This is a genomic window from Sphingopyxis witflariensis (assembly GCF_002205635.1).
Lineage (GTDB): Bacteria > Pseudomonadota > Alphaproteobacteria > Sphingomonadales > Sphingomonadaceae > Sphingopyxis > Sphingopyxis witflariensis.
In genome coordinates this window covers 138,968-160,433 of record NZ_NISJ01000002.1, presented here as the reverse complement: position 1 = coordinate 160,433, position 21,466 = coordinate 138,968, and the positions used below count along the sequence as shown (strand labels likewise).

At 63.2% G+C, this 21,466-nt stretch carries 23 protein-coding genes; 11 read left to right on the top strand and 12 right to left on the bottom strand.

Annotation, left to right across the window (positions count from 1 at the left end):
• Positions 1-5: 5 nt before the first annotated feature.
• Positions 6-422 carry a hypothetical protein gene (locus CDQ91_RS20945; RefSeq protein WP_144036687.1) on the top strand — a complete coding sequence of 139 codons (417 nt, stop codon included), beginning with the start codon at positions 6-8 and terminating at the stop codon, positions 420-422.
• Positions 423-444: 22 nt separating this feature from the next.
• On the opposite strand, the gene CDQ91_RS04775 is transcribed toward CDQ91_RS20945, so the two are convergent.
• The 4 genes from CDQ91_RS04775 to CDQ91_RS04760 all read right to left on the bottom strand — a co-directional run bounded on the left by CDQ91_RS04775 (position 445) and on the right by CDQ91_RS04760 (position 2,654).
• Positions 445-861 (bottom strand): VOC family protein, encoded by a 417-nt coding sequence (locus CDQ91_RS04775; protein ID WP_201791861.1) that lies wholly within the window; start codon positions 859-861, stop codon positions 445-447.
• Positions 858-1,505, bottom strand: a complete 648-nt coding sequence (locus CDQ91_RS04770) for a heme exporter protein CcmB (RefSeq protein WP_088471581.1) — start codon at positions 1,503-1,505, stop codon at positions 858-860. Before CDQ91_RS04770 ends, CDQ91_RS04775 begins: the two co-directional genes overlap by 4 nt.
• A 121-nt stretch (positions 1,506-1,626) precedes the next feature.
• On the bottom strand, positions 1,627-2,211 hold the full coding sequence (gene ccmA, locus CDQ91_RS04765) for a heme ABC exporter ATP-binding protein CcmA (RefSeq protein ID WP_088471910.1): 585 nt from the start codon (positions 2,209-2,211) through the stop codon (positions 1,627-1,629).
• Between the two features lie 23 nt (positions 2,212-2,234).
• Positions 2,235-2,654: a metallopeptidase family protein gene (locus CDQ91_RS04760; protein WP_088471580.1), complete on the bottom strand. Its 420-nt coding sequence runs from the start codon at positions 2,652-2,654 to the stop codon at positions 2,235-2,237.
• A gap of 52 nt (positions 2,655-2,706) precedes the next feature.
• Between CDQ91_RS04760 and CDQ91_RS04755 the strand changes: the two genes are divergently transcribed.
• From CDQ91_RS04755 to CDQ91_RS04745, 3 genes are all read left to right on the top strand, one after another.
• Positions 2,707-2,994, top strand: coding sequence for a 4a-hydroxytetrahydrobiopterin dehydratase (locus tag CDQ91_RS04755; RefSeq protein ID WP_088471579.1), 288 nt, complete (start codon positions 2,707-2,709; stop codon positions 2,992-2,994).
• A gap of 6 nt (positions 2,995-3,000) precedes the next feature.
• Positions 3,001-3,642: a YoaK family protein gene (locus CDQ91_RS04750; protein ID WP_088471578.1), complete on the top strand. Its 642-nt coding sequence runs from the start codon at positions 3,001-3,003 to the stop codon at positions 3,640-3,642.
• Between the two features lie 75 nt (positions 3,643-3,717).
• Positions 3,718-5,115, top strand: a complete 1,398-nt coding sequence (locus CDQ91_RS04745; protein WP_088471577.1) for an amino acid permease — start codon at positions 3,718-3,720, stop codon at positions 5,113-5,115.
• Positions 5,116-5,158: 43 nt separating this feature from the next.
• Here CDQ91_RS04745 and CDQ91_RS04740 read toward each other — a convergent pair whose 3' ends face one another.
• From CDQ91_RS04740 to CDQ91_RS04730, 3 genes are all read right to left on the bottom strand, one after another.
• Entirely contained in the window at positions 5,159-5,485 is a 327-nt protein-coding gene (locus CDQ91_RS04740; RefSeq protein ID WP_088471576.1) for a DUF2218 domain-containing protein, read from the bottom strand.
• Positions 5,486-5,496: 11 nt separating this feature from the next.
• Complete coding sequence (locus CDQ91_RS04735) at positions 5,497-6,099, bottom strand: PadR family transcriptional regulator (protein WP_419722541.1); 603 nt, start codon at positions 6,097-6,099, stop codon at positions 5,497-5,499.
• Positions 6,100-6,210: 111 nt separating this feature from the next.
• The gene (locus tag CDQ91_RS04730) at positions 6,211-6,654 is read right to left on the bottom strand and encodes an acetyltransferase (RefSeq protein ID WP_088471574.1); all 444 of its coding nucleotides are present in this window, start codon (positions 6,652-6,654) and stop codon (positions 6,211-6,213) included.
• Positions 6,655-7,477: 823 nt separating this feature from the next.
• Here CDQ91_RS04730 and rplJ point away from each other — a divergent pair.
• Positions 7,478-7,993 (top strand): 50S ribosomal protein L10, encoded by a 516-nt coding sequence (gene rplJ, locus CDQ91_RS04725; RefSeq protein WP_088471573.1) that lies wholly within the window; start codon positions 7,478-7,480, stop codon positions 7,991-7,993.
• Between the two features lie 59 nt (positions 7,994-8,052).
• Positions 8,053-8,424, top strand: coding sequence for a 50S ribosomal protein L7/L12 (gene rplL / locus CDQ91_RS04720; RefSeq protein WP_088471572.1), 372 nt, complete (start codon positions 8,053-8,055; stop codon positions 8,422-8,424).
• Between the two features lie 105 nt (positions 8,425-8,529).
• Here the strand turns inward: rplL and CDQ91_RS04715 are convergent, their stop codons facing one another.
• Together CDQ91_RS04715 and CDQ91_RS04710 are read right to left on the bottom strand one after the other, a co-directional pair.
• A complete protein-coding gene (locus CDQ91_RS04715; protein WP_088471571.1) occupies positions 8,530-9,516 on the bottom strand; it encodes a hypothetical protein in 987 nt (328 codons plus the stop codon).
• 225 nt (positions 9,517-9,741) lie between these two features.
• Positions 9,742-11,181 (bottom strand): 8'-apo-carotenoid 13,14-cleaving dioxygenase, encoded by a 1,440-nt coding sequence (locus CDQ91_RS04710; RefSeq protein ID WP_088471570.1) that lies wholly within the window; start codon positions 11,179-11,181, stop codon positions 9,742-9,744.
• Between the two features lie 81 nt (positions 11,182-11,262).
• On the opposite strand from CDQ91_RS04710, the gene CDQ91_RS04705 reads away from it, so the two are divergent.
• Both CDQ91_RS04705 and CDQ91_RS04700 read left to right on the top strand, forming a co-directional pair.
• On the top strand, positions 11,263-11,871 hold the full coding sequence (locus CDQ91_RS04705) for a TetR/AcrR family transcriptional regulator (RefSeq protein ID WP_088471569.1): 609 nt from the start codon (positions 11,263-11,265) through the stop codon (positions 11,869-11,871).
• Positions 11,872-11,952: 81 nt separating this feature from the next.
• Positions 11,953-13,737 carry a sensor domain-containing diguanylate cyclase gene (locus CDQ91_RS04700; protein ID WP_088471568.1) on the top strand — a complete coding sequence of 595 codons (1,785 nt, stop codon included), beginning with the start codon at positions 11,953-11,955 and terminating at the stop codon, positions 13,735-13,737.
• A gap of 152 nt (positions 13,738-13,889) precedes the next feature.
• Here the strand turns inward: CDQ91_RS04700 and CDQ91_RS04695 are convergent, their stop codons facing one another.
• From CDQ91_RS04695 to CDQ91_RS04685, 3 genes are all read right to left on the bottom strand, one after another.
• Positions 13,890-14,948 (bottom strand): type 1 glutamine amidotransferase domain-containing protein, encoded by a 1,059-nt coding sequence (locus CDQ91_RS04695; RefSeq protein WP_088471567.1) that lies wholly within the window; start codon positions 14,946-14,948, stop codon positions 13,890-13,892.
• 85 nt (positions 14,949-15,033) lie between these two features.
• A complete protein-coding gene (locus tag CDQ91_RS04690) occupies positions 15,034-15,243 on the bottom strand; it encodes a helix-turn-helix domain-containing protein (RefSeq protein ID WP_088471566.1) in 210 nt (69 codons plus the stop codon).
• Entirely contained in the window at positions 15,243-15,767 is a 525-nt protein-coding gene (locus CDQ91_RS04685; protein ID WP_144036686.1) for a DUF2975 domain-containing protein, read from the bottom strand. The genes CDQ91_RS04690 and CDQ91_RS04685 overlap by 1 nt, the downstream gene beginning before the upstream one ends.
• A 184-nt stretch (positions 15,768-15,951) precedes the next feature.
• Between CDQ91_RS04685 and CDQ91_RS04680 the strand changes: the two genes are divergently transcribed.
• The 3 genes from CDQ91_RS04680 to rpoB all read left to right on the top strand — a co-directional run bounded on the left by CDQ91_RS04680 (position 15,952) and on the right by rpoB (position 21,439).
• On the top strand, positions 15,952-16,620 hold the full coding sequence (locus CDQ91_RS04680; protein ID WP_088471564.1) for a DUF4197 domain-containing protein: 669 nt from the start codon (positions 15,952-15,954) through the stop codon (positions 16,618-16,620).
• 101 nt (positions 16,621-16,721) lie between these two features.
• Positions 16,722-16,964, top strand: coding sequence for a hypothetical protein (locus CDQ91_RS04675; protein ID WP_088471563.1), 243 nt, complete (start codon positions 16,722-16,724; stop codon positions 16,962-16,964).
• A gap of 296 nt (positions 16,965-17,260) precedes the next feature.
• Positions 17,261-21,439 carry a DNA-directed RNA polymerase subunit beta gene (gene rpoB, locus CDQ91_RS04670; protein WP_088471562.1) on the top strand — a complete coding sequence of 1,393 codons (4,179 nt, stop codon included), beginning with the start codon at positions 17,261-17,263 and terminating at the stop codon, positions 21,437-21,439.
• Positions 21,440-21,466 lie beyond the last annotated feature (27 nt).

Below are 21,466 nucleotides of genomic sequence, written 5' to 3'. Positions count from 1 at the left end.
CTGCGATGCGAAAATTGCTCACGTTGACTACCTTCGCTTTGGCGGCAGCTTGCACCCAGAACTGGCCCGAAGAAGGAATTGAACAATCAAAGGGTCTATTGGCAAGGGGGACGGCGGGTCTGGATTGTTGGGATTCGGGGTGGATGAAGGCGCGCGATAGACGCCATTCTCCCCAGTTGCGGGACGCGCATGCCTGCCTCTTTCCCGAGAAGGGAATTAAGCTGGTCCATTCTGACGAAAAGGCCTCCAGCATAGGACGCTGCAAAGCGGTATCGACGACAGTTGAGGTGTCGGTGACTATCTTCAAGTCACGAGAAGCTTCAAGTTACTGGGGCGGATATTTTTGTTCAATCGCACAAGGCGATGAATTGAATGGCATGCCAATTGGAGCCGCAACCGACCGTTCGACCGCGCTCCACTAATGTCCGGTTCCGGCCGTCGCCGTCATTCCCGCCGGCGAAACTCGATCAGATCCCATTTGTTGCCATAAAGGTCGAGGAACACCGCGACGGTGCCATAATCGGCCTCAATCGGCTCGCGTTCGATCCGCACGCCCCGGTCGAGCAGACGCTGATAGTCGCGCTGGAAGTCGTCGGTTTGCAGGAACAGGAAGACGCGCCCGCCCGCCTGGTCGCCGATGAATTTCGCCTGTTCGGCATTGCTTGCGCGGGCGAGCAGGATCGTTGCACCGCCATCGGGATTGCCCGGCGGGGCGACGAGCACCCAGCGCTTGTCCTGTTCAGGCTGATCCTGATCGGCGACGAGGGTGAAGCCGAGGGTGCCGACGTAGAAATCGATAGCCTCGTCATAATCGCGGACGACCAGCGCGATATGCGCGAGCGACTGGCGCACCCTGCTCACTCGCGCAAGCCCCTGAGCGCCGCCCCCGCCGCGAATGGCCCGATCACCGTCAGCAGCAAACTCGTCGCACCGAGCAGCTTCATCGCGCCGCGCCCTGACGGGTCGAGCATGCCGGCGCCGAAGATCAGCATCGGTACCGCGAGCGGCAGGATCAGCAGCCCGCCGATCGCGCTGCCGCCCTTGAGGTTGGCGGTCAGCGCCGCGCTCAGCACCGCGAGCGAGGCGAGCGCAGGGATGGCGATGGCGAGGCCGGCCGCGAGTATCTCCACCCGCGCCATATCCTGCGCAAGCAGCGCCGCCGCGGGCAGCAGCGCGATCAGCAGCGGCAGGCCAAAGCCGATCGCGTGAGCGCCGATCTTGACCGCGGCGATCACCTCGTCGGGCATGCCGCGCACCGCGAGTCGGTCGAGCACCCCCGCATCGAGGTCGGGGCGGACCAGCCGGTCGATCGGCAAGAGCGCCGCGAGCAACGCCGCGACCCAGATCATCCCGCCACCGGTCCGTGCCAGCAACGGCGCGTCGGGGCCGACCGCAAAAGGAAAGGCCGTGGCGACCAGCAGGAAGAACAGCACCGGCAGCCACAGCGCGCCGCTGCCCCACGCCCGGCGCAGGTCGCGCCAGAAGAGAGCGATCAGCGCGGTCACTTCATTTCCCCGTCATTGTGAGGAGCGAAGCGACGCGGCAATCTCCAGCTAGCGGCCTTGCGTGAGGCCGATAGCTGGAGATTGCTTTGCTGCGCTCGCAATGACGAAGGTGGGAGTTCGGTCATGCCAGCGCCCCCAGATCGAGTTCGGCCAGATCGCCCAGTCCGAGCGGAAAATGCGACGCGAGCAGCACCGCACCGCCATTGGCGCGATGCTTTGCGATCGCCGCGACCAGCCGCGCCTGCGCCGCATCGTCCATGCCGTTGGCAGGCTCGTCGAGCAGCCAGATCGGCGCACCCGATGCGATGACGCGCACCATGGCGGCGCGCTTGCGCTGGCCGGTCGAGAGCATGCCGACGGGCACTTCGGCGAGCGGCGCCAGCGCCATTTCGGCGATCGCGCGGTCGACGCTATGGCCGTCGACCGTGTCGATCCGCGCCCAGAAATCAAGCGCGCGGCGCAGCGGCAGTTCGGTATCAAGCGCCGCATTCTCATCGATCAGCGCGCTACGTTCGTAGCGCTCGACTGTGCCTGCGGCGGCGCGCAGCAATCCGGCGGCGACGCGGATCAGGCTCGACTTGCCGGTGCCATTGGGTCCGCGCAGCCACAAGGCATCACCGCGGTTCAGCGTCAGCGACAGACTTTCGAACAGAAGCCGGTCGCCGCGAATGCACGCCACCCGGTCGAGCCGCAGCAGTGCCGTCATGCCCCCTGCGCGCGGATGCGCGCTCACGTCATCGCTTCCAGCGCGTGCATGTCATCGTCCGAAAAGCCGAAATGATGGCCGATTTCGTGGATCAGCACATGGCGCACCAGTCCGCCGAGTGGCTCGCCGGTCTCGATCCATTCGACGAGGATCGGGACACGATAGAGGGTGACGCGGTCGGGCATGCCACCGCTCTGGTCGATGCTGCGCTCGGTCAGCGGGCGGCCTTCGTACAGGCCGGTGAGGTCATAGGGATGCTCGATGTCGAGCGATTTCAGAACCTCGTCGTCGGCGAATTCCTCGACCGCGATCACCACGCCCTGAATGTGCGGCAGGAACTCCGCAGGCATGGTTTCCAACGCCGCCTCGGCCATCGCGAACAGCGCGTCGGCGTCGGGCGGGCCGCCGGTCCAGCCGTCTGGAAGGGTGGGCTTGTCGCTCATTGCGCTCACCCTTATGGCGGGCGGGCCGGATTGGCCAGCGGGAGAAGAGACGATGATCCAGAAACTCGACGATGCGGCGCGCGCGGCGCTGTTGGCCCGATTCCCTGACTGGGCGCATGAGCCCGTCCGCGATGCGATCACCCGTCAGTTTAAATTTGCCGATTTCGCGCAGGCGTTCGGCTTCATGGCGAGTGTCGCGATCATTGCCGAAAAGATGGATCATCACCCCGAATGGTCGAATGTTTACAACCGGGTCGATATTTTGCTGACGACGCACGACGCCGATGGGCTTTCGGAACGCGACTCCCGGCTGGCCGAGGCGATCGAAGCGCTGGTCTGATCGCCGATGATCCGCTTTAACCGGTCGCACCAGATATTGGCGGTGGGGATTTCCATGCTTGCCGGTTTTGTCGATGCGATCGGCTTTGTCGAAACGGCGGGTTTCTTCGTGTCCTTCATGACCGGAAATTCGACGCGACTTGCAGTGGGTGCGGCGCAGGGGCATCAGACGGCGCTGATTGCCGGAGGTATTATTGCCTTGTTCGTGACCGGCGTGATCACGGGTTCGCTCCTGGCTGCCCGCGCTCGGTCCGCGCGGACAGTGGCTGTCCTGTCGCTTGTCGTAATATTGCTTGCCGCCGCAACGCGACTGAGGCTCGATGGCGCCGGGTGGCCAGCCGTCGCCTGTCTCGCGCTGGCTATGGGCCTGGTAAATTCGGCGCTGGAGGGAAGGGACGGTGCGGTCGTTGGCGTCACCTATATGACCGGCACTCTGGTGCAGATGGGGCATAAAATCGCCAACGCGTTACGCGGGGGAGAGGATCGGCAGTGGCTGCCCCATCTAGCGCTTTGGGCCGGGCTGGTCGCAGGCGCGATTATCGGCGCGCGGCTGGTTCTGTGGTCAGCTCCCGCAGGTTATGGCGTTGCGACCGCGCTGGCCGCGGTCCTGATGCTGCGTGCGTTCGTCATCATGCGGACAGACGCCTGACGCCATTATGTTGTTATCTTGCGCTGACGCATCACTCCCTTACAAGCAGGGGAAAGCACAAGGGGAACCCACTACATGAATGCCAGCCTGTTTCGTCGCAAAGCCATCGTTCCCGACCATCAAGATGGGCAAGGGCTGGCGCGGACGCTGGGCTGGCCGCATCTGATCGCATTGGGGGTCGGCGCGATCGTCGGCACGGGGATTTTGACGCTGATCGGCGTCGGCGCCGACAAGGCGGGCCCTGCCGTGATCCTCTCCTTCGGCATTGCGGGCCTGATCTGCGCCTGCGCTGCGCTCGCCTATGCCGAAATGGCGACGATGATCCCGGCGTCGGGCAGCGCCTATACCTACAGCTATGTCGTCATCGGCGAAATCATCGCCTGGGTCGTCGGCTGGAGCCTCATTCTCGAATATTCGCTGGTGGTCAGCGCGGTTGCGGTCGGCTGGTCGGGCTATGCCGCGCCTTTACTACAGGCATGGGCGGGCGTGCCGATGGCGTTAATGCAAGGGCCGGAACTCGGCGGCATCGTCAACCTGCCGGCGATCGGCATTATTGCGGTGGTTGCGGGCATGTTGCTCGTCGGGACACGCGAAAGCGCGACGGTCAACGCTATCCTCGTTCTCGTCAAAATCGTCGCGCTCATTGTGTTCGTCGCAGTCGCGCTTCCGGCTTTCGACGCCGCTCATTTCGAACCGTTCAGCCCCTACGGCTTTTCCAAGCATGTCGGACCTGACGGCGTGGAGCGGGGCGTGATGGCCGCGGCGGCGATCATCTTTTTCGCCTTTTACGGCTTCGATGCGATTGCGACCGCGGCCGAAGAAACCAAAAATCCCGACCGTGACCTGAAGATCGGCATCGTCGGTTCGATGCTGGCCTGCGTGCTCATCTATATCGTCGTCGCGGTCGCTGCCGTTGGCGCCATCGCTTACACCCGCTTCACCAACAGCCCCGAGCCGCTGGCGCTGATCCTGCGCGAACTGGGCAGTCCGCTCGCGGCGCAATATCTGGCCGTCTCGGCAATCATCGCGCTCCCCACGGTCATCCTTGCCTTCTTCTATGGCCAGAGCCGCATCTTTTTCACCATGGCGCGAGACGGACTGCTTCCCGCGAGCCTTGCGAAGCTGTCATCGCGCGGGACGCCGGTGCGCATCACCATTTTTACCGCAATCGTCGTAGCGGTACTCGCGGGTTTCATTCCCTTGGGTGAGCTGGCGGCGCTCGCCAACGCGGGGACGCTCGCGGCGTTCACCGCGGTGTCGATCTGCATGCTGATCATGCGCCGCCGCGCCCCCGATGCGCCGCGTACCTTCCGCGCGCCGATGCCATGGGTGATCGGCACCATCGCGGTGCTTGGCTGTATCTATCTTTTCTTCAGCCTGCCGGCGCAGACCCAATTCTGGTTCCTGCTGTGGAACATTGGCGGGCTGGCGGTTTATTTCCTTTACGCAAGGCAGCGCGCTTTGGTCGGCTGATCGGCCAGGTGGAGCGGGGCGGGCAATGTCCCGCCCCGACATCTTACTTCGCTACCGCGCGCCAGTCGAAAGGCAGCGGCGCTTCGCGGAAAGCGAAGCGGTCGAGGTGGCGCGCGACCGCGCCCTTCAACCCTTCGAGCTGCCCGCCGACGCTGGCGTCGATGCGGACCGCCAGCGCATCGGCGCCGGCGTCGAAGGTGACCAGCGCATCGCCCGGCCAGTCGGCGCCGCGCGCGTCGCGGGGGAAGGTCACGGTGCCGTGCGAAGCGATGAATTCCACCGAGAGATTATGCTCCCAATGCTTGCATAGTTGTTGCAGATATTTGCTGGCGTGCGCGGTGGGTACGCTCGCGATGGCCGAAACCGTCATGCTGTCGCTCCTTACAGTCGCTCGATCTTCTGCGCCGCCTCGTCGATCAGCGCCACGACGGCGTGCAATGTCGCATCGTCGAGATCGCGCTGGCCGAGCCGGTTGAGGAGCACCTGCTTCAAATTGCCCATCGCGCGGCGCACCGATGCACTGTCGGTCCGCTGCCGCTCCTCGCCGAACGCGGTGAGGCGCGCGATCAGTGCATCGACGACATCCTTGCTGGCGTCGAGTTCGACCTGTCCCTCGGGGGTGATTGCGAACAGCTTTTTGGCGCCGTCGCTCTGCTGCGCCTCGATCTGACCCATATCGCCCAACAGGGTGAGGGTGGGGTAAATGACCCCGGGGCTTGGCGCATAGGCGCCGCTGGTCAGTTCCTCGATCTGGCGGATCAGGTCATAGCCGTGGCGCGGTTCGTCGGCGATCAGTTTGAGCAGCACGAGCCGCAGCTCGCCGCTGTCGAACATCCGGCGGCGCGGGCCGCGACCCTCATCGTCATCGCGGTGCCGCCCACCGAAGCCGCGCCCATGGCCGTGGCCAAAGCCGCGCCCGCCGCGGTGCATGGCGTGTCGCTTGTCGCAGCCATGCCCGCTCATTTTTCCGTGAAAGTGCATCATATCCTGCCTTAGAGTGATTCTTGATAGCTCTAAGATATATCTTAAATGCAATGGCGCAAGGGGTATCGTGCGAAATTTCGCATCGTGCCAGGCGGGCGGTGTTGAGTGCGGTTAGTCCGCGCCGCCGAAGCGCAAGTGAATCAGCGGGTAAGCGCGCCCCTGACCGTCGCGCTCGGAGCGTCCGATGGGAATGAAGCCCATATGTTCGTAGAAGCCGACCGCCTGCATATTCTGCTCATTCACTTCGGTCGTGAGTATAGGGTGGCGTTCGAGAGCATGTGTAATGAGCGCCCGTCCGACGCCTTCGCCGCGGTGCGCTGGGTCGATGAACAGCGCCTCCATGCTCGCGCCATCGAGCAGCATGAAGCCGATCGGCCGGTCGGCGCCATCGACGGCGAGCCAGAGCGGGGCGGCGGGCAGGAAGCCCGCGACCTCCTGCTCGATCGCTACCCGGTCTTCGGGGCGAAGGAAATCATGCGTCGCATCAACGGCGTCGCGCCAGATCTGCACGGCGCGTTCGCCGTCTGCGGGAGTGGATTGTCTGATATTGATCATAGCGGCGCTTTTAGCGGAGGGGGTGGCGCCGCACTAGGTCACGCGTGGCCGAACTGTGACCTGATCACTCTTCGTTACCCCGGGCTTGATCCGGGGTACTGCGGCATGGGCGAAAAACGGATCCCGGATCAAGTCCCGGACGACGATGAGAGGAGGCGCAGCAAGTGACCGAAACCTGCGTTGCAATTGCCGTGATATTCTGCTCACCATCAATTTCGAGTTGACGGAGTGTAATCGATGAGGTGGCGGGAAGAATTGACGCTAATTTGCCTGACAATTATTGCCGCGCGAGGCGTGGAAAAATGGTTGTGGAGCGAATTTCTCACGGCGCTTGTTGGTCTCGGGTTGGCAGTTGTCTTTGGTTCTCGATTCCGGGAGGCGATCAAATCGGCCAAGGTACGACAGGGGCGGGCACACCGCTGACCATCCCTTCGCTTCTTCATTCAGCTCTATGATGGCGTAATCGCCCGTTTGCACCGCATGGTGTCCTGATCACCGCACCGCCCCGCACCATCGCAACTTGACTCCGCAGCCGTCGCCGTTATTAGGCGCCCCTGTGTTGTCATCGCTCCGGCGGTGGCGATTCCGTCCGAGACAGTTGGTGAAGGGAATATGCCCTTCTTAATTTCCAGCCGAGACGGGGAACAGTCTTTTTCGGTCGCCCGCCTGTTTGATCAGGCGACGCGTCTTGACCGACCCCTTCGGACATCGTTGCGCAAATGCAGGTGAGCCTTGGCTCGCGTCGGCATTTGCGTGTGTTAGCCGCCCGGCGGCGCGTGCGTTTCGGCGTGGGCGGTTCCGGGCAGATGAGTGGAGTATAGGCATGGATCGTACGGAAAAGGCCGAAGCCGTATCCTCGCTGAACGCTACCCTGTCGTCAGCTGCTTCGGTTGTGGTCGTCCGCAACCTTGGCATGACCGTCGCTCAGTCGACGGTGCTGCGTCAGCAAATGCGTGATGCAGGAGCCGACTTTCGCGTCACGAAGAACCGTCTTGCCAAAATCGCGCTCGACGGCACGTCCTACACCGGCATCGGCGATCTGCTGACCGGTCCCACGGCACTTGCATCGTCCACCGACCCGGTGGCTGCTGCGAAAATCGCCGTGGAATTTGCCAAGACCAACCCCAAACTGGAAATCGTTGGTGGCGGCATGGGGGATGTGATCCTCGACGTTGATGGCGTGAAGGCGCTGGCTTCGCTTCCCTCGCTCGACGAGCTGCGCGCCAAGATCATTGGTCTGGTGCAGGCTCCGGCCACCAAGGTTGCGCAAATCGCCGCAGCCCCGGCGGGCCAGTTGGCGCGGGTTTTTGGCGCATATGCCGCCAAAGAGGCCGCATAAACTTTCGAACCGAACTTGAACTGGTGCCGGGCATGTCCCGGTTTTAATGGAGAAATAACATGGCTGATCTCGCAAAGATCGTTGAAGAACTGTCGACGCTGACCGTCCTCGAAGCGGCTGACCTGTCGAAGATGCTCGAAGAAAAGTGGGGCGTTTCGGCTGCTGCTGCTGTTGCTGCCGCTCCGGCTGCTGCCGCTGCTGGCCCGGCTGCTGAAGAGCAGACCGAATTCGACGTCATCCTGACGGGTGACGGCGGCAACAAGATCAACGTGATCAAGGAAGTCCGTGCGATCACCGGTCTGGGCCTGGGCGAAGCCAAGGCGCTGGTCGAAGGCGCACCGAAGGTCGTCAAGGAAGGCGCCAACAAGGCAGAAGCTGACGAACTGAAGAAGCGCCTCGAAGGCGCTGGCGCGACCGTCGAACTGAAGTAATTCGGTTTGCGGGCCCCGGCCGGTTGATCCGGCCGGGTTCCAGCGAAAAAGAAAAGGGCGGTGCCGCGAGGCGCCGCCCTTTTTTTGTCGCAAACAGGTTGCGATTTAGTGGCGGATCAAGCCCGGGCGGAGGCTTCCGGGGCGCGCGTTGCCGCGTTCGGGGCGGCGCACTTCCTGTTCAGCGGGGGCGGGAACGACGCGGTGCGCAATTTCCCAGGCGCTGACGGGTTTGCGCTGCATATCTTTCTGCGCGCCAAGCGTGACTTCATATTGTGCGCGTTCCTGTCGATCGAGAAAGCGGGCGCGTTGCAATCGCTTCTTGAGCGTCTCGAACGGATTGTCGGGCGTCGGCCCCGTGAGCGCCAGTGCTTCGTGGCGGCCCATGCTGCCATGGGGTGCGGCGGCGAAGCTCGGCGTGCTGCGCATCGCGGGTTGCGGAGCGGGCTGCGGAACGACGTCCGCGCGCGCGGGACTATAGGGAACCGCCTCCGCAGCGGCCATTTCTTCGAAGCTCATCGCCGTTTCGTCGGCGCGATCGTTCGCGCGGCGACGGCGTGCGAAGGCAAGGCCCGCGCCGCCTACCAGCAGCAAGGCCGCAGCACCGCCGGCGAGTTCCCAAGGGAAGGCGTCGCTCGTTGCGGCGATCTCTGCGGGCGCCTCTTCAACGGGTAGCGGCGAGAGGTTTGCGGCGGGTTCGACGGGCGCCGTCGCCGGCGGGGTGGCCGGCAGAGCTTCGCTGGTCACCAGAGTGGCAGCGGCCGGAGCGATGGCTTTCGCGGCGACCGGGTCGGGTTCAGCGCTGCGTGCGCGGGCTGCGCTGCGTTCGGCGCGCACTGGTGTGGCCTTGGCAGTCGCGGGTGGACGTTCGGTCGTCTTGGCCACCGGTTCGGCGGGTTCGCTCGGCAAATCGATCGGGAGACGAATGACGGGTTTCGGCGCCGCGGGCTCGGCAGCTTGTGGCGCGGTGACCGGCGCCGGGGCGCTCGGTTCGGGCGCGGCGACGGGCGATACCATCGGCGGAATGTCGGTGGGGGCAGCCTGCGCAAAGACCTGCGGGGCGGAGAGGGCCAGGAACGCGGCAATCGCGCTCATGGCGGGGCGAGAGAGGGGGATTGCTTTTTTCATAGTGAACAGGAAACGAGCGGCATCGGTAAAGCGATGCCGAAAAGCGCCTGATTTCAAGGTGAGCCGTGGCCGTGCGGCGACTGGGCGAAGATTCCGCCCCGGTTTGTCGCGCGCAGCGACCGACTTTGCGACCGAACGAGGTACCGGGATCGGTCGGTGCGGTTTTGGCCGCCGCCAATCCCGGTAAGTCGGTCAGTCGGCGATCCAATTGCCGTGGAAGCCCGGCGGAACGCGGTGCGGCAGATGGACGACGGCCTGTGGTGCGCCAGCAAAGTCGTCGGCATTCAGGATCACCAGATCGGTCGTCTCATCATTCATGTCCACGACCAGCCCGATCAGCCAGCCGTCATTCTCGGCGCTGTCGGCGCCGCGCGGAACGAAGACAAACTCGCCGGGATGGCGGCCGGGACCGAAGTCGTGGATGTCGGTCGTTCCCGCATCGAGGTCGTGACGGAACAGGCGCGTGTCGGCCAGCGCCCATTCGATCGCCTCGCCATCGGGCATCGCGACGCTGTATATATAGCGATAGGGCCGCGTCGTCAGCCGTTCGTCATAGCGCGGGAATTCCTGCGCATGATCGTGGATGATCGTGCGGACGGTGGTGCGGGCGACGGGATCGATCGTCCAGCGTTCCATCCGCGACTTTTCGCTGTCGGGGCCGCGCGTCGACTGTGCGAACATCGTGTCGTGCGCGACGACATCGACGATCACCTTGCCGTCGGCGGTCTCATGGGCGTTGGCAGGGTGGAAGACATAGCAGGGCTCGACCGGAACCCAGATGATGCTGTCGCCGCTGCCATTCCGCGGGAGCAGACCGACGCGCGCCGGATGGGCCTCGTTCCACGCATAGGGAAAGCGATAGCCACCGATCAGCAGCTTCATCGAGAAAGTGACGGGCAGGTCGAAGATCAGCGCATAATTTGCGGTAATCGCGCAGTCGTGGATCGACGGGCCGTCGCTGACCGCCACCGCTTCCTCGCGGATCACATGCGCGTCCTTGTCGAGCACGACGTGCCAGACCTTGGTCGGCGTATCGCCCTTATAGGTGATCGCGTGGGTTTCACCGGTCGCGGGGTCGAGATGCGGATGCGCCGTGTAAGCCCCCGCGAGCGTGCCATCGAACGGGTTGTGCGCGATCGTATCGAGTTGATAATTCAGCTCGACCGGCTTGCCGCCGGCTTCGACGATGGCAAAGGTCCGCCCGGCCAGGCCGACGACATTGGTGTTCGGCGCGTCGCTGGTCTCGCGGGGGCCGGGGGGCAATTCCTCGCCCAGCGCGGCGCAGGCTTCTGCACCGCGCACCCAGCGGTTGCGATACCAGTCGGCCTTGCCGCCCTCGATGCGGATGCCGTGGACCATGCCGGCGCCGGTGAACCAGTGATAGCTCGCCGGATCGGGGGCGACCGCGGGGTTGGGGCCGTTGCGCAGATAGCGCCCCGTCAGCGCTGCCGGAATTGCGCCATCCACGCGCAATGTTTCCAGCGTTAACTCCTCCGTCATCGGCGTGTGGATGCCGGTGAGGAAGGGGTGCGCGTCGGTGGGGCTCGGAAGGCGTTTGCGGTTGAATTCGGCGACCTTGACGATGCCTTTGGTCACCGCGCCGCGGATCATGTTTTCGACATTGCTAGCCATGGAGACGCTCCTTATGCGGAAGGTTGCAGGCGGGTCGCTTCGCGGGTTGTGCTGGCGACTCGAAATGTTTACGGTGACAACATGATCAACGAAGATAACAGTGTCAACATAAATGAGGCGGACGGTAAGGCGGCGCGTGCCTATCATCATGGCGACCTGCGCGCGGCGGTGATCGCCGCCGGGATGAAGCGGCTGCGCGATGGCGATGACGGCGAGCTGGGGCTGCGCGCGCTGGCGCGCGACGTCGGGGTCAGTGCGACCGCGCTTTATCGTCATTTCCCCGACAAGGAGGCGCTGCTCGATGCCCTCGCCGACGAGGGGCTGCGACGGCTTGGCGCGTTGCAGGCACAGGCGTGGCTGAAGGCGGGCGGCGGTCACGCCGGCTTCAAGGCGACGGGCATCGCTTATGTCCGCTTCGCCTATGAGGAGCCGGCGGTGTTTCGGCTGAGCTTTACTCGCCAGATGTCCGAACGCTGCCAGCCCGGCGCCGACGGGGGAGAGGTGGGCTATAATCTGTTGCGGGCCGGGGTCGCGCAGACGATGCCCCACCTTGAAGATCCCGACACCGCGGCGCTCCACGCCTGGGCGCTCGTCCACGGTCTTGCGATGCTGCTCCTCGACAAGCGGGTGGAATGGGACGAAGCCATGGTCGAAGAGGTCGTCGGCCTGACCTTTGGCGGTAACGCCTAGCCGCTGTACGGCGGGTCGGAGCCGGAATGGCCGAGGCATGAAGTTCATTGTTTCTTTTCCAGCTTCTCGTAGCGTAGCCACATGACGCGAGCGCTCCCCCCCAGAGTCGAGGCGACTTTCTGGCTCCTGCTCACGGCGCTCGGTTATTTCCTGCTGGCGCATCTCTCGCTCCATGCGACCAAGGGCGCCGATAATATCGCGGCGATCTGGCCGCCGAGCGGATATTTTCTGGCGTTGCTGTTGCTCATGCCCGCGCGGATGCGCATCGGGGCGTTCGTTGGCATGGTCGCTGCGAGCCTGTCGGCCAATATGCTGGGCGGCGCTCCGCCGCTGACCGCCGCTGCTTTTACACTGGCCAATGCCTGCGAGCCGGTCGTTGCGCTGTGGGTGCTCCGCCGCCGCGAACCGGCCATGATCTCGTTCATGGTCCCGCGCGCAGTCGGGAGCTTTTGTATCGCGGCCATGGCGGCCAGCATCGTCAGCGCAGCTATCGCGACGCTGCTCGCCGGAACCGGCGTCGATTTTTTCCTGTCCTGGATGAGCACGGTCGCGCTGGGCATGTTGATCGTCACGCCGCCGATCATCATGCTGTCGCGGATGATCGCGTCCAACGCGATGCGCAACGCGACGATCGCGATGAAGGTCGAGGCGACGGCGATATTGACCGGTGCGGCCCTGTTGACCGTAGCCTCCTTTTCACAGTCCCATTTTCCGGCAACTTTCCTTCCCTGTGTCGCGGTCATTCTTGCCTCCTATCGGCTCGGCCCCTTTGGCGCGGCGGCGGGGATGCTGATCGTCGCCGTCATTGCCGCGTTGCTGACGGGGCAGGGGCTTGGCCCCATCGCGGCGATCGACGGGCCGCAGAAGGTCAAGATATTCTTCCTGCAATTTTATCTGGTGACGATGCTGTCCATCGCGCTGCCGCTCGCGGCGCTGATCGTCGTGCGAAAGCGGCTGGCCAAGCGGCTGGAGGAAAGCAATCGCTGGCTGCTTCAGGCCGAAGCGGTGGCGCTGGTCGGCCACTGGCGCGTCGATCTGGTGCGCCGGACGATCCAATGGTCGGACCAGTCCTATCGCATCCATGGGCTGGAGCCGGGGGCCGGTATGACGGTCGAGGGCAGCCTCGCCTGCTATCTCGAGGATGATCGCGTGCGGGTGCGCCATGTGCTGAAACAGTCCATTGCGAGCGGCGCGCCCTTTGAATTCCAGGGGCGGATCCAGCGCGCCGACGGTGATGTACGCCACGCCAAGTCGCACGGATCGATCGAAATGGACCGCAATGGCGTCGCGGTCGGCATTTTCGGAACGATCCAGGACGTGACCGAGACGGTCGAAAATGCGCGGATCCTCGAAGCGGCGCGCAGCGCGGCGGAACGGGTCGCCAACACCGACATGCTGACCGGCCTGCCCAACCGCCGGCAAACGCTCGCTTTTCTCGAAAAGGCTTTCGCTGCCGCGCGGGACGATGGCGCACCGCTGGCGGTCGCGATCTTCGACATCGACCATTTCAAGCGGATTAACGACAGCCATGGTCATGCCGTGGGCGACAATGTGATCCGCCGCGTCGCACAGCGCGCCAAGGCGCCACTTCGCGAAACGGATCTGGTCGGCCGCTTCGGGGGAGAGGAGTTCGTTTGTATATTGCGGGGCGACAGCGCGCTGTCCCCGGAAATGGTCGCCGAACGTGTGCGCAAGACGATCGAGGCGGAAGACGGCGTTGCCGGTAATTTGCCGAGAGTGACGGTCAGCATCGGCCTAGCTGTTTACGCTGCGGAGGCGAGCGTCGAGGAATTGCTGCATCGCGCCGACAAAGCGCTGTATGTCGCCAAAAGCGATGGCCGGAACCGGCTGCGCATGGCGGCCTAGGCGCCGTACTCAATCACCACGCGATCGAGGCGCCCAAATGGCCCATTGCTTCGTCGAGAAGCCTTGAAATATCGACATATCCCTGCGCCTTCCCTCCTCGCACTGAGCCATTTTACTTCAAACCTCCCCCGCGTGGTGATGGAGTACGGCCCCTAGTCTGACAGCTTTATATTGCCGGGGGTCGCGAGGGCCTTGCGCACGGCAGCGATGGCCTGATGCAGGCCGTCGTCATCGAACCAGGGCTGGGCGGCCTCCATGACGTGCAAGCCCTCGGCTGTGCCTGCTTTGTCCCCGGCCGCCTCGATGGTGCGATAATAGCCCCAGATCGCGATCAACGGCACGTCGAGTTGCTTGTGCTGCTTCGCCAACGCGCTTGTCAGCGCACCGGGCTTTTCCGTCAGCGACGATGCCAGCAGCGCCATGCTTTTTTTGTCGGGCCATGGTGCGCGCGCGGCGGGGGATTTTCCCAGCATGGCCACGAGAGCTTCGGCGGCGGGGGCGACTGAATAGGGGTTCTGGCCGGTCACCATGCGATCGTCGACCGCGACGTGGGGCAGCATGAACGCGGCTTCGCTAAACTTGGCGCCCTGGCGACGCAGTTCGGTTTCGAGCAGGAAGGGGAATTCGGCGACCCATTTCTTGCCGAACAATGCTTCCTCTTCGTCGGTGAAGCCGGTGACGGTGCGGCCCATGACGAAGGGCTTGCCCTCCGCGTTGCGCAGCCGTGCGAGCACCGCCGGGCCGTGGCATACCGCGCCGATCACACCACCACGGCCATGAATGTCCGAAACCAGCCGTGCCAGCGACTGGCTGAACGGCAGATCGAACATGGCGCCCTTGCCGCCGATGACGAAGACGGCGGCATATCGGCCGGGGTCGACCGTCGACAGGCGCAGCGTGGCGGCCAGCTGAGCCGATGCGTCGCGGTCGTCAGCGAAACTGCGATTATACGCTTTGTCGGCGGCATATTCGTCGGGAACGACGACGCCGCCTTCGGGGCTTGCAATATCGGCAGCAAAGCCGTTGTCGCGGAAGATCAGCCATGCCTGCGCCAGCTCGTCCATTTCGAAGCCGGGTTGGGCCTTGCCGCCATCGCGGCCGTGGCTGCTCACGACGAGCAGGATGCGTGCCCGGTCGGCGGGAGCGGTGGCGACCGCAGCCGAGGGGAGGAGGCCGGTCAGAAAGAGCGAAAGGATCAGGACGGACCGCATGACATTCTCCAGCGTCTGGATGTGCGAGGGGGTTCGGCATCGCGGCTGGCGATGCCGTGAACAGGCAGGATTGATATGGTCGGAGCTATTCGTCCGGTTGAAAGGCCAGAAGATCGCCGGGCTGGCACTCGAGCGCGGCGCAGATGGCGGCGAGGGTCGAGAAGCGGATCGCCTTTGCCTTGCCGGTTTTCAGGATCGACAGATTGGCGAGGGTGATGTCGACGCGCTCGGCGAGTTCGGTCAGCGTTATGCGCCGGTCGTGCAGCAGTTCGTCGAGTTTGACCAGAACGGGCATCAGATGGTCCCTTCCAGCTCTTCGCGCATCTGCGCGCCGCGCTCGAACACCCCGGCGAGGGCGAACACCAGCAGGATCGCGAGCAGGCCGTTGAGTGAAAGGTCAGAGCCGCCGCCGTGCGTGCCCGTCAGGCTCGCGACCCGGTCGATCATCAGCCCCAGCGCGATGGCGGCGACCTGACCTGCGACCATCAGCCAGCCGATCGCCTTCAACCGCCGGCTGTTCGCGGCGATGAAAGGGTCGCCTTCGGAAACGCTCGCGACGATCGCCCGCAATTTGCTGAGGGTGGCCCAGATGAGGCCCAGCGCGATCAGGCCAAACAGGAAGGCCCCGTAAAGCGGCGGGTAGAGCGTCGTCATGTTGAGCGCCGGGGCCTGTTCGGCCAGCGCACTTGCGACCTCGCTTCGATAAAAGGGCAGGGCCAGCGCCGCGGCCGTCAAGCCGATTGCACCGGCGGCGACCAGTCCCATGATCAGCAGGATCAGCCCGCGGGTGGCGAGGAGGATGCGATTATCGGTCTTCATATCGAACTCCAATATGCGATTTATTGAATAACGATATATCGGATATCGCGTCTCGTCAATTTGAATATCGTTTTTCGATAAATTGACTGTGCCGCGAGCAATTTGGTCCCATGGCCATCGGGCTTTGGCGGTCGCAACTTTGCTGCTAGCCTGATCGCCGGACGCAGGGCAGCGGAGGTGCGCTATGAAATGGGATGAGGAAATAGCCGGCCGGCGGGCGATGCTCGCGGGCGCCGTCGGCGTGCTGGCGATCGCCTATGCGCCATGGAGTCTGGCGAAACTGCCGAGCAGCGGCGTGAAGGGCTTGATCGGTAATGCCTCCGACGGGGCGCTCGACAAATTGGCCGCGCCCGGCGCCTTTTATCGCGATGCCGCGGTGCGCATCCTGTTGCCGGGCGCAGGCGGAAAGCTCGCCTCGAAACTTTTCGGCATGGGCGACAAGCTCGGCCTCACGACCAATTTGACCAAGAGCTTGAACGATGCGGGCGGCCGGGCAGCGGGCGAGGCGAAGCCGGTGTTCTGCGCCGCGATCGACAATCTGCGCTGGTCCGACGCCCCCGCGCTGGTGTCGAAAAATGACGGGGCGACGCGTTATCTTCAATCGAGCGCGGGCAGCGTGCTGTTCGGCAAGGTGTCGCCGCTGATCGGTTCGGCATTGGAAAATGTTGGCGCCTATCGCCAGCTCGATCAGCTATCGAAGGGCAATCAGCTGATGGCTTCGACTGGGCTGACCCGCGACGGCTTGACCCGTTCGGTGACCGAACAGGCGCTGAAGGGCATCTTCCATTATATGGCGGGGGAGGAGGCGTCGTTGCGTCGGGATCCGACGCGGCTGCTCAAGGGCATCTTCTAGGCTTTAGCCTGAATGGCTGGACGCGACCGGTTGCAGACGTTCGCGCCGTCGGCCAGTATGCCGTGACACAGACGTGGACGTGTGCAGGGGAACTCGTGGGCATGAGCAGATTTGACCGGGCCAACAAGGTCCGACACTTAGGCATCATCTCCACGCTCGTGATGCTGGTTGGTGCAATCTCGGGCAACCTATACTTGCTGTTCGCCGGTATGACGCTTGCCGGAGTGCTCGGCACCTTCCTCCTGTGCGAGCAATGCAGCCGAATATATCTGCGCAAACCTCTGCGATGGCTACTCACCGGGCAAGGCGATGGCGTCTGTGTGAAGTGTGAGCACCGCAACTGAATTTGATGCACACTATTCGGTCGATGTAGCCACGGCAGCTTCCCACCCCAAAGCCGACGCGCATGCTCATGCGGCATCCGACCAGTCCCGTTGACACCGCGACCCCCCAATCCTATATCGCCTCCATACCCCATCGTCCGAGATAGAGCCTGACTTTGCGCAGCGGGTTGTACGGATAGGTCGGCGGGGATTTCGACAGGCGTGGAAAGCTGCGGTAAACCGGCGACGGTTGCCTGCGGCTTTTTTCGCGTCGGAGCGCTCGCGATTTTGATATTTGACAGGCGAGACAATCACTTATGGCGACCAAGGCGAAGTCGGTGGGCAAGTCCCTCGAAGCAACCGCGACCAAGCGAATCCGCAAGCTGTTCGGTAACATCCACGAAGCCGTGGAAATGCCCAACCTCATCGAGGTTCAGCGCGAATCCTATGAGCAGTTCCTGCGGTCCGATCCGTCGGTCGGCTATGTCTCTGGCCTGGAAAAGACGCTGCGCAGCGTTTTCCCGATCCGCGATTTCGCCGGCACCGCCGAGCTCGACTTTGTTCATTACGAACTCGAAGCGCCGAAATATGACGTCGACGAGTGCCGCCAGCGCGGCATCACCTATGCGGCGCCGATGAAGGTCACGCTGCGTCTGATCGTCTTTGAAGTCGACAGCGAAACCGACACCCGCTCGGTCCTCGATATCAAGGAGCAGGACGTTTACATGGGCGACATGCCGCTCATGACCGGCAACGGTACCTTCTTCGTCAATGGCACCGAGCGCGTTATCGTGTCGCAGATGCACCGTTCGCCTGGTGTGCTTTTCGACCATGATCGCGGCAAGACCCATTCGTCGGGCAAGTTCCTGTTCGCTGCACGCGTGATCCCATATCGTGGTTCGTGGCTCGATTTCGAATTTGACGCCAAGGACATCGTTAACGTCCGTATCGACCGCAAGCGCAAGCTGCCGGTGACCAACCTGCTGTTCGCGCTGGGCATGACGGGTGAGGAAATCCTCAACCATTTCTATGACCGGGTGATCTTCGAGCGCGACGCGAACGGCTGGAAAATTCCGTTCATGCTCGAAAATTGGCGCGGTGCGAAGCCTGGCTTCGATGTCGTCGACGCCAAGACCGGCGAAGTCGTCTTCGCCGCCGGCCACAAGATCAGCCCGCGCCTTGCCAACAAGGCGGCAAAGGATGGTCTCGACACGCTGCTGATCCCGACCGAGGAAATCTTCGGCCGTTACAGCGCCTATGATCTGATCAACGAAGCGACGGGCGAGATTTACATCGAAGCCGGCGACGAAGTGACCGCCGAAAACCTCGAAAAGATCGACGCTGCGGGCCTCGAAAAGCTCGAGCTGCTCGACATCGATCACAACAACACCGGTCCGTGGATTCGCAACACGCTGAAGGCCGACAAGGCCGAGGATCGCGATCAGGCGCTGAGCGATATCTATCGCGTCATGCGCCCTGGCGAGCCGCCGACCCGCGAAACTGCTGAAGCTTTGTTCGGTGGCCTGTTCTTTGACCCCGAGCGCTACGACCTGTCGGCCGTGGGTCGCGTCAAGCTCAACATGCGCCTTGGCCTCGACGCCGAGGACACGGTGACGACGCTGCGCAACGAGGATATCCTCGCTGTCGTCAAGGAACTGGTGAACCTGAAGGACGGCAAGGGCGAAATCGACGATATCGATAACCTCGGTAACCGTCGTGTCCGTTCGGTCGGCGAACTGCTGGAAAACCAGTATCGTGTCGGCCTGCTCCGCATGGAGCGCGCGGTGAAGGAGCGCATGAGCTCGGTCGACGTGTCGACCGTGATGCCGAACGATCTGATCAACGCGAAGCCTGCCGTGGCTGCTGTCCGCGAATTCTTTGGTTCGTCGCAGCTCAGCCAGTTCATGGATCAGACCAACCCGCTGTCGGAAGTCACCCACAAGCGCCGCGTGTCGGCGCTTGGGCCGGGCGGTCTGACGCGCGAACGCGCGGGCTTCGAAGTCCGCGACGTTCACCCGACCCATTATGGCCGTATCTGCCCGATTGAAACGCCGGAAGGCCCGAACATCGGTCTGATCAACTCGCTCGCGACCTTTGCGCGCGTCAACAAGTACGGCTTCATCGAAACCCCGTATCGCAAGATCATCGACGGCAAGGTGACCAACGACGTCGTCTATCTGTCGGCGATGGAAGAGCAGAAGCACACCGTTGCGCAGGCGAACGCCGATCTCAACGAAGATGGCAGCTTCATCGACGAGCTGATCTCGGCACGCGAAGCGGGTGAATTCCTGATGGCGCCGCGCGATCAGATCACCCTGATGGACGTATCGCCGAAGCAGCTGGTTTCTGTCGCGGCGTCGCTCATTCCGTTCCTGGAAAACGATGACGCCAACCGCGCGCTCATGGGATCGAACATGCAGCGTCAGGCTGTGCCGCTGCTGCGTGCAGAGGCTCCGGTCGTCGGCACCGGCATGGAAGAAACCGTTGCGCGTGACTCCGGCGCAGCCATTGCGGCGCGCCGCGGCGGCATCATCGATCAGGTCGATGCGACGCGTATCGTTATCCGTGCAACCGACATGATCGAACCCGGCAAGTCGGGCGTCGACATTTATCGCCTCCAGAAGTTCCAGCGTTCGAACCAGAACACCTGCATCAACCAGCGTCCGCTGGTGAAGGTGGGCGAAGTCGTCCGCACCGGCGACATCATCGCCGATGGTCCGTCGACCGAGCTGGGCGAACTGGCGCTGGGCAAGAATGTCCTCGTCGCGTTCATGCCGTGGAACGGCTATAACTATGAGGATAGTATCCTCATCAGCGAACGCATCGTGAAGGATGACGTCTTCACCTCGATCCACATCGAGGAATTCGAAGTCACCGCGCGCGACACGCGCCTTGGGCCGGAGGACATCACCCGCGATATCCCGAACGTCGGCGAGGAAGCGCTTCGCAACCTCGACGAAGCCGGGATCGTCTACATCGGTGCCGAAGTCGGCCCGGGCGACATATTGGCCGGCAAGATCACCCCCAAGGGTGAATCGCCGATGACGCCGGAAGAAAAGCTGCTGCGCGCCATTTTCGGTGAAAAGGCCAGCGACGTGCGTGACACCTCGCTTCGTCTGCCGCCGGGCGTGTCGGGTACGGTCGTCGAAGTCCGCGTCTTCAACCGTCATGGTATCGACAAGGACGAACGTGCGATTGCGATCGAACGTGAAGAGATCGAACGTCTGAAGCAGGACGCCGACGATGAACGCGCGATCCTTAACCGTGCGACCTTCTCCAGCCTCAAGGAACTGTTGGTTGGTCAGGCGACCAGCGCGGTTCCGAAGGGCCTGAAGAAGGGCGATGTCGTCACCGAAGAGATGCTGGTCGAAATCGATCGCGCCGATTGGTGGAAGCTTGCGGTCGTCGACGACAATAGCCAGACGGCATTGGAAGCGATCAAGGCGCAATATGATGACGCGATCAAGCGCATCAGCGCGAAATATGAGGATCGCGTCGAAAAGCTGCAGCGTGGCGACGAACTCGCCCCGGGCGTGCTCAAGATGGTCAAGGTCTTCGTCGCGGTGAAGCGCAAGCTGCAATCGGGCGATAAGATGGCCGGCCGTCACGGCAACAAGGGCATCATCAGCCGCATCCTGCCGGTCGAAGACATGCCGTTCCTGGAAGATGGCACGCACGTCGATTTCGTGCTCAACCCGCTGGGTGTGCCGTCGCGCATGAACGTCGGACAGATTCTGGAAACGCATCTTGGCTGGGCATCGCGCGGCTTTGGTCGTCAGATCACCGAGGCGCTTGAAGATTGGCGCATGGCGAATCCCGACCCCGAGGCCGGGGCGCCGCCCGAGGCGGTGCGCGCGGCGCTTCTTCATGCCTATGGCGATGAATATGCCGAGGAAATCAAGGCGCGGACCACTGATCAGGTGGTCGAGCTTGCCGGCAATCTGTCGGTGGGCGTGCCCTTTGCTACGCCGGTATTCGATGGCGCCCGTGAAGCCGATGTGTCGGCAATGCTGGAACGTGCCGGTCTCGATCGGTCGGGTCAGGTTGATCTGTATGACGGCCGCACCGGTGACCGGTTCGACCGCAAGGTGACGGTGGGATATATGTATATCCTGAAGCTCCATCACCTGGTCGACGACAAGATCCACGCCCGTTCGATCGGTCCCTACAGCCTCGTCACCCAGCAGCCGCTGGGCGGTAAGGCCCAGTTCGGTGGCCAGCGCTTCGGGGAAATGGAAGTGTGGGCGCTGCAGGCTTATGGCGCTGCGTACACGCTTCAGGAAATGCTGACGGTGAAGTCCGATGACGTGATCGGCCGCACCAAGGTTTACGAAGCGATCGTCAAGGGCGACGACACCTTCGAGGCCGGCATTCCCGAAAGCTTCAACGTGCTCGTCAAGGAAATGCGCTCGCTGGGCCTCAACGTCGAACTCTCCTCCTATGCGGAGCAGGATCCCGACGAAGCCCCGGATGCCCTTCCCGAAGCCGCCGAATAAGATCTTATCCTCACCCCCTTCGCCTGC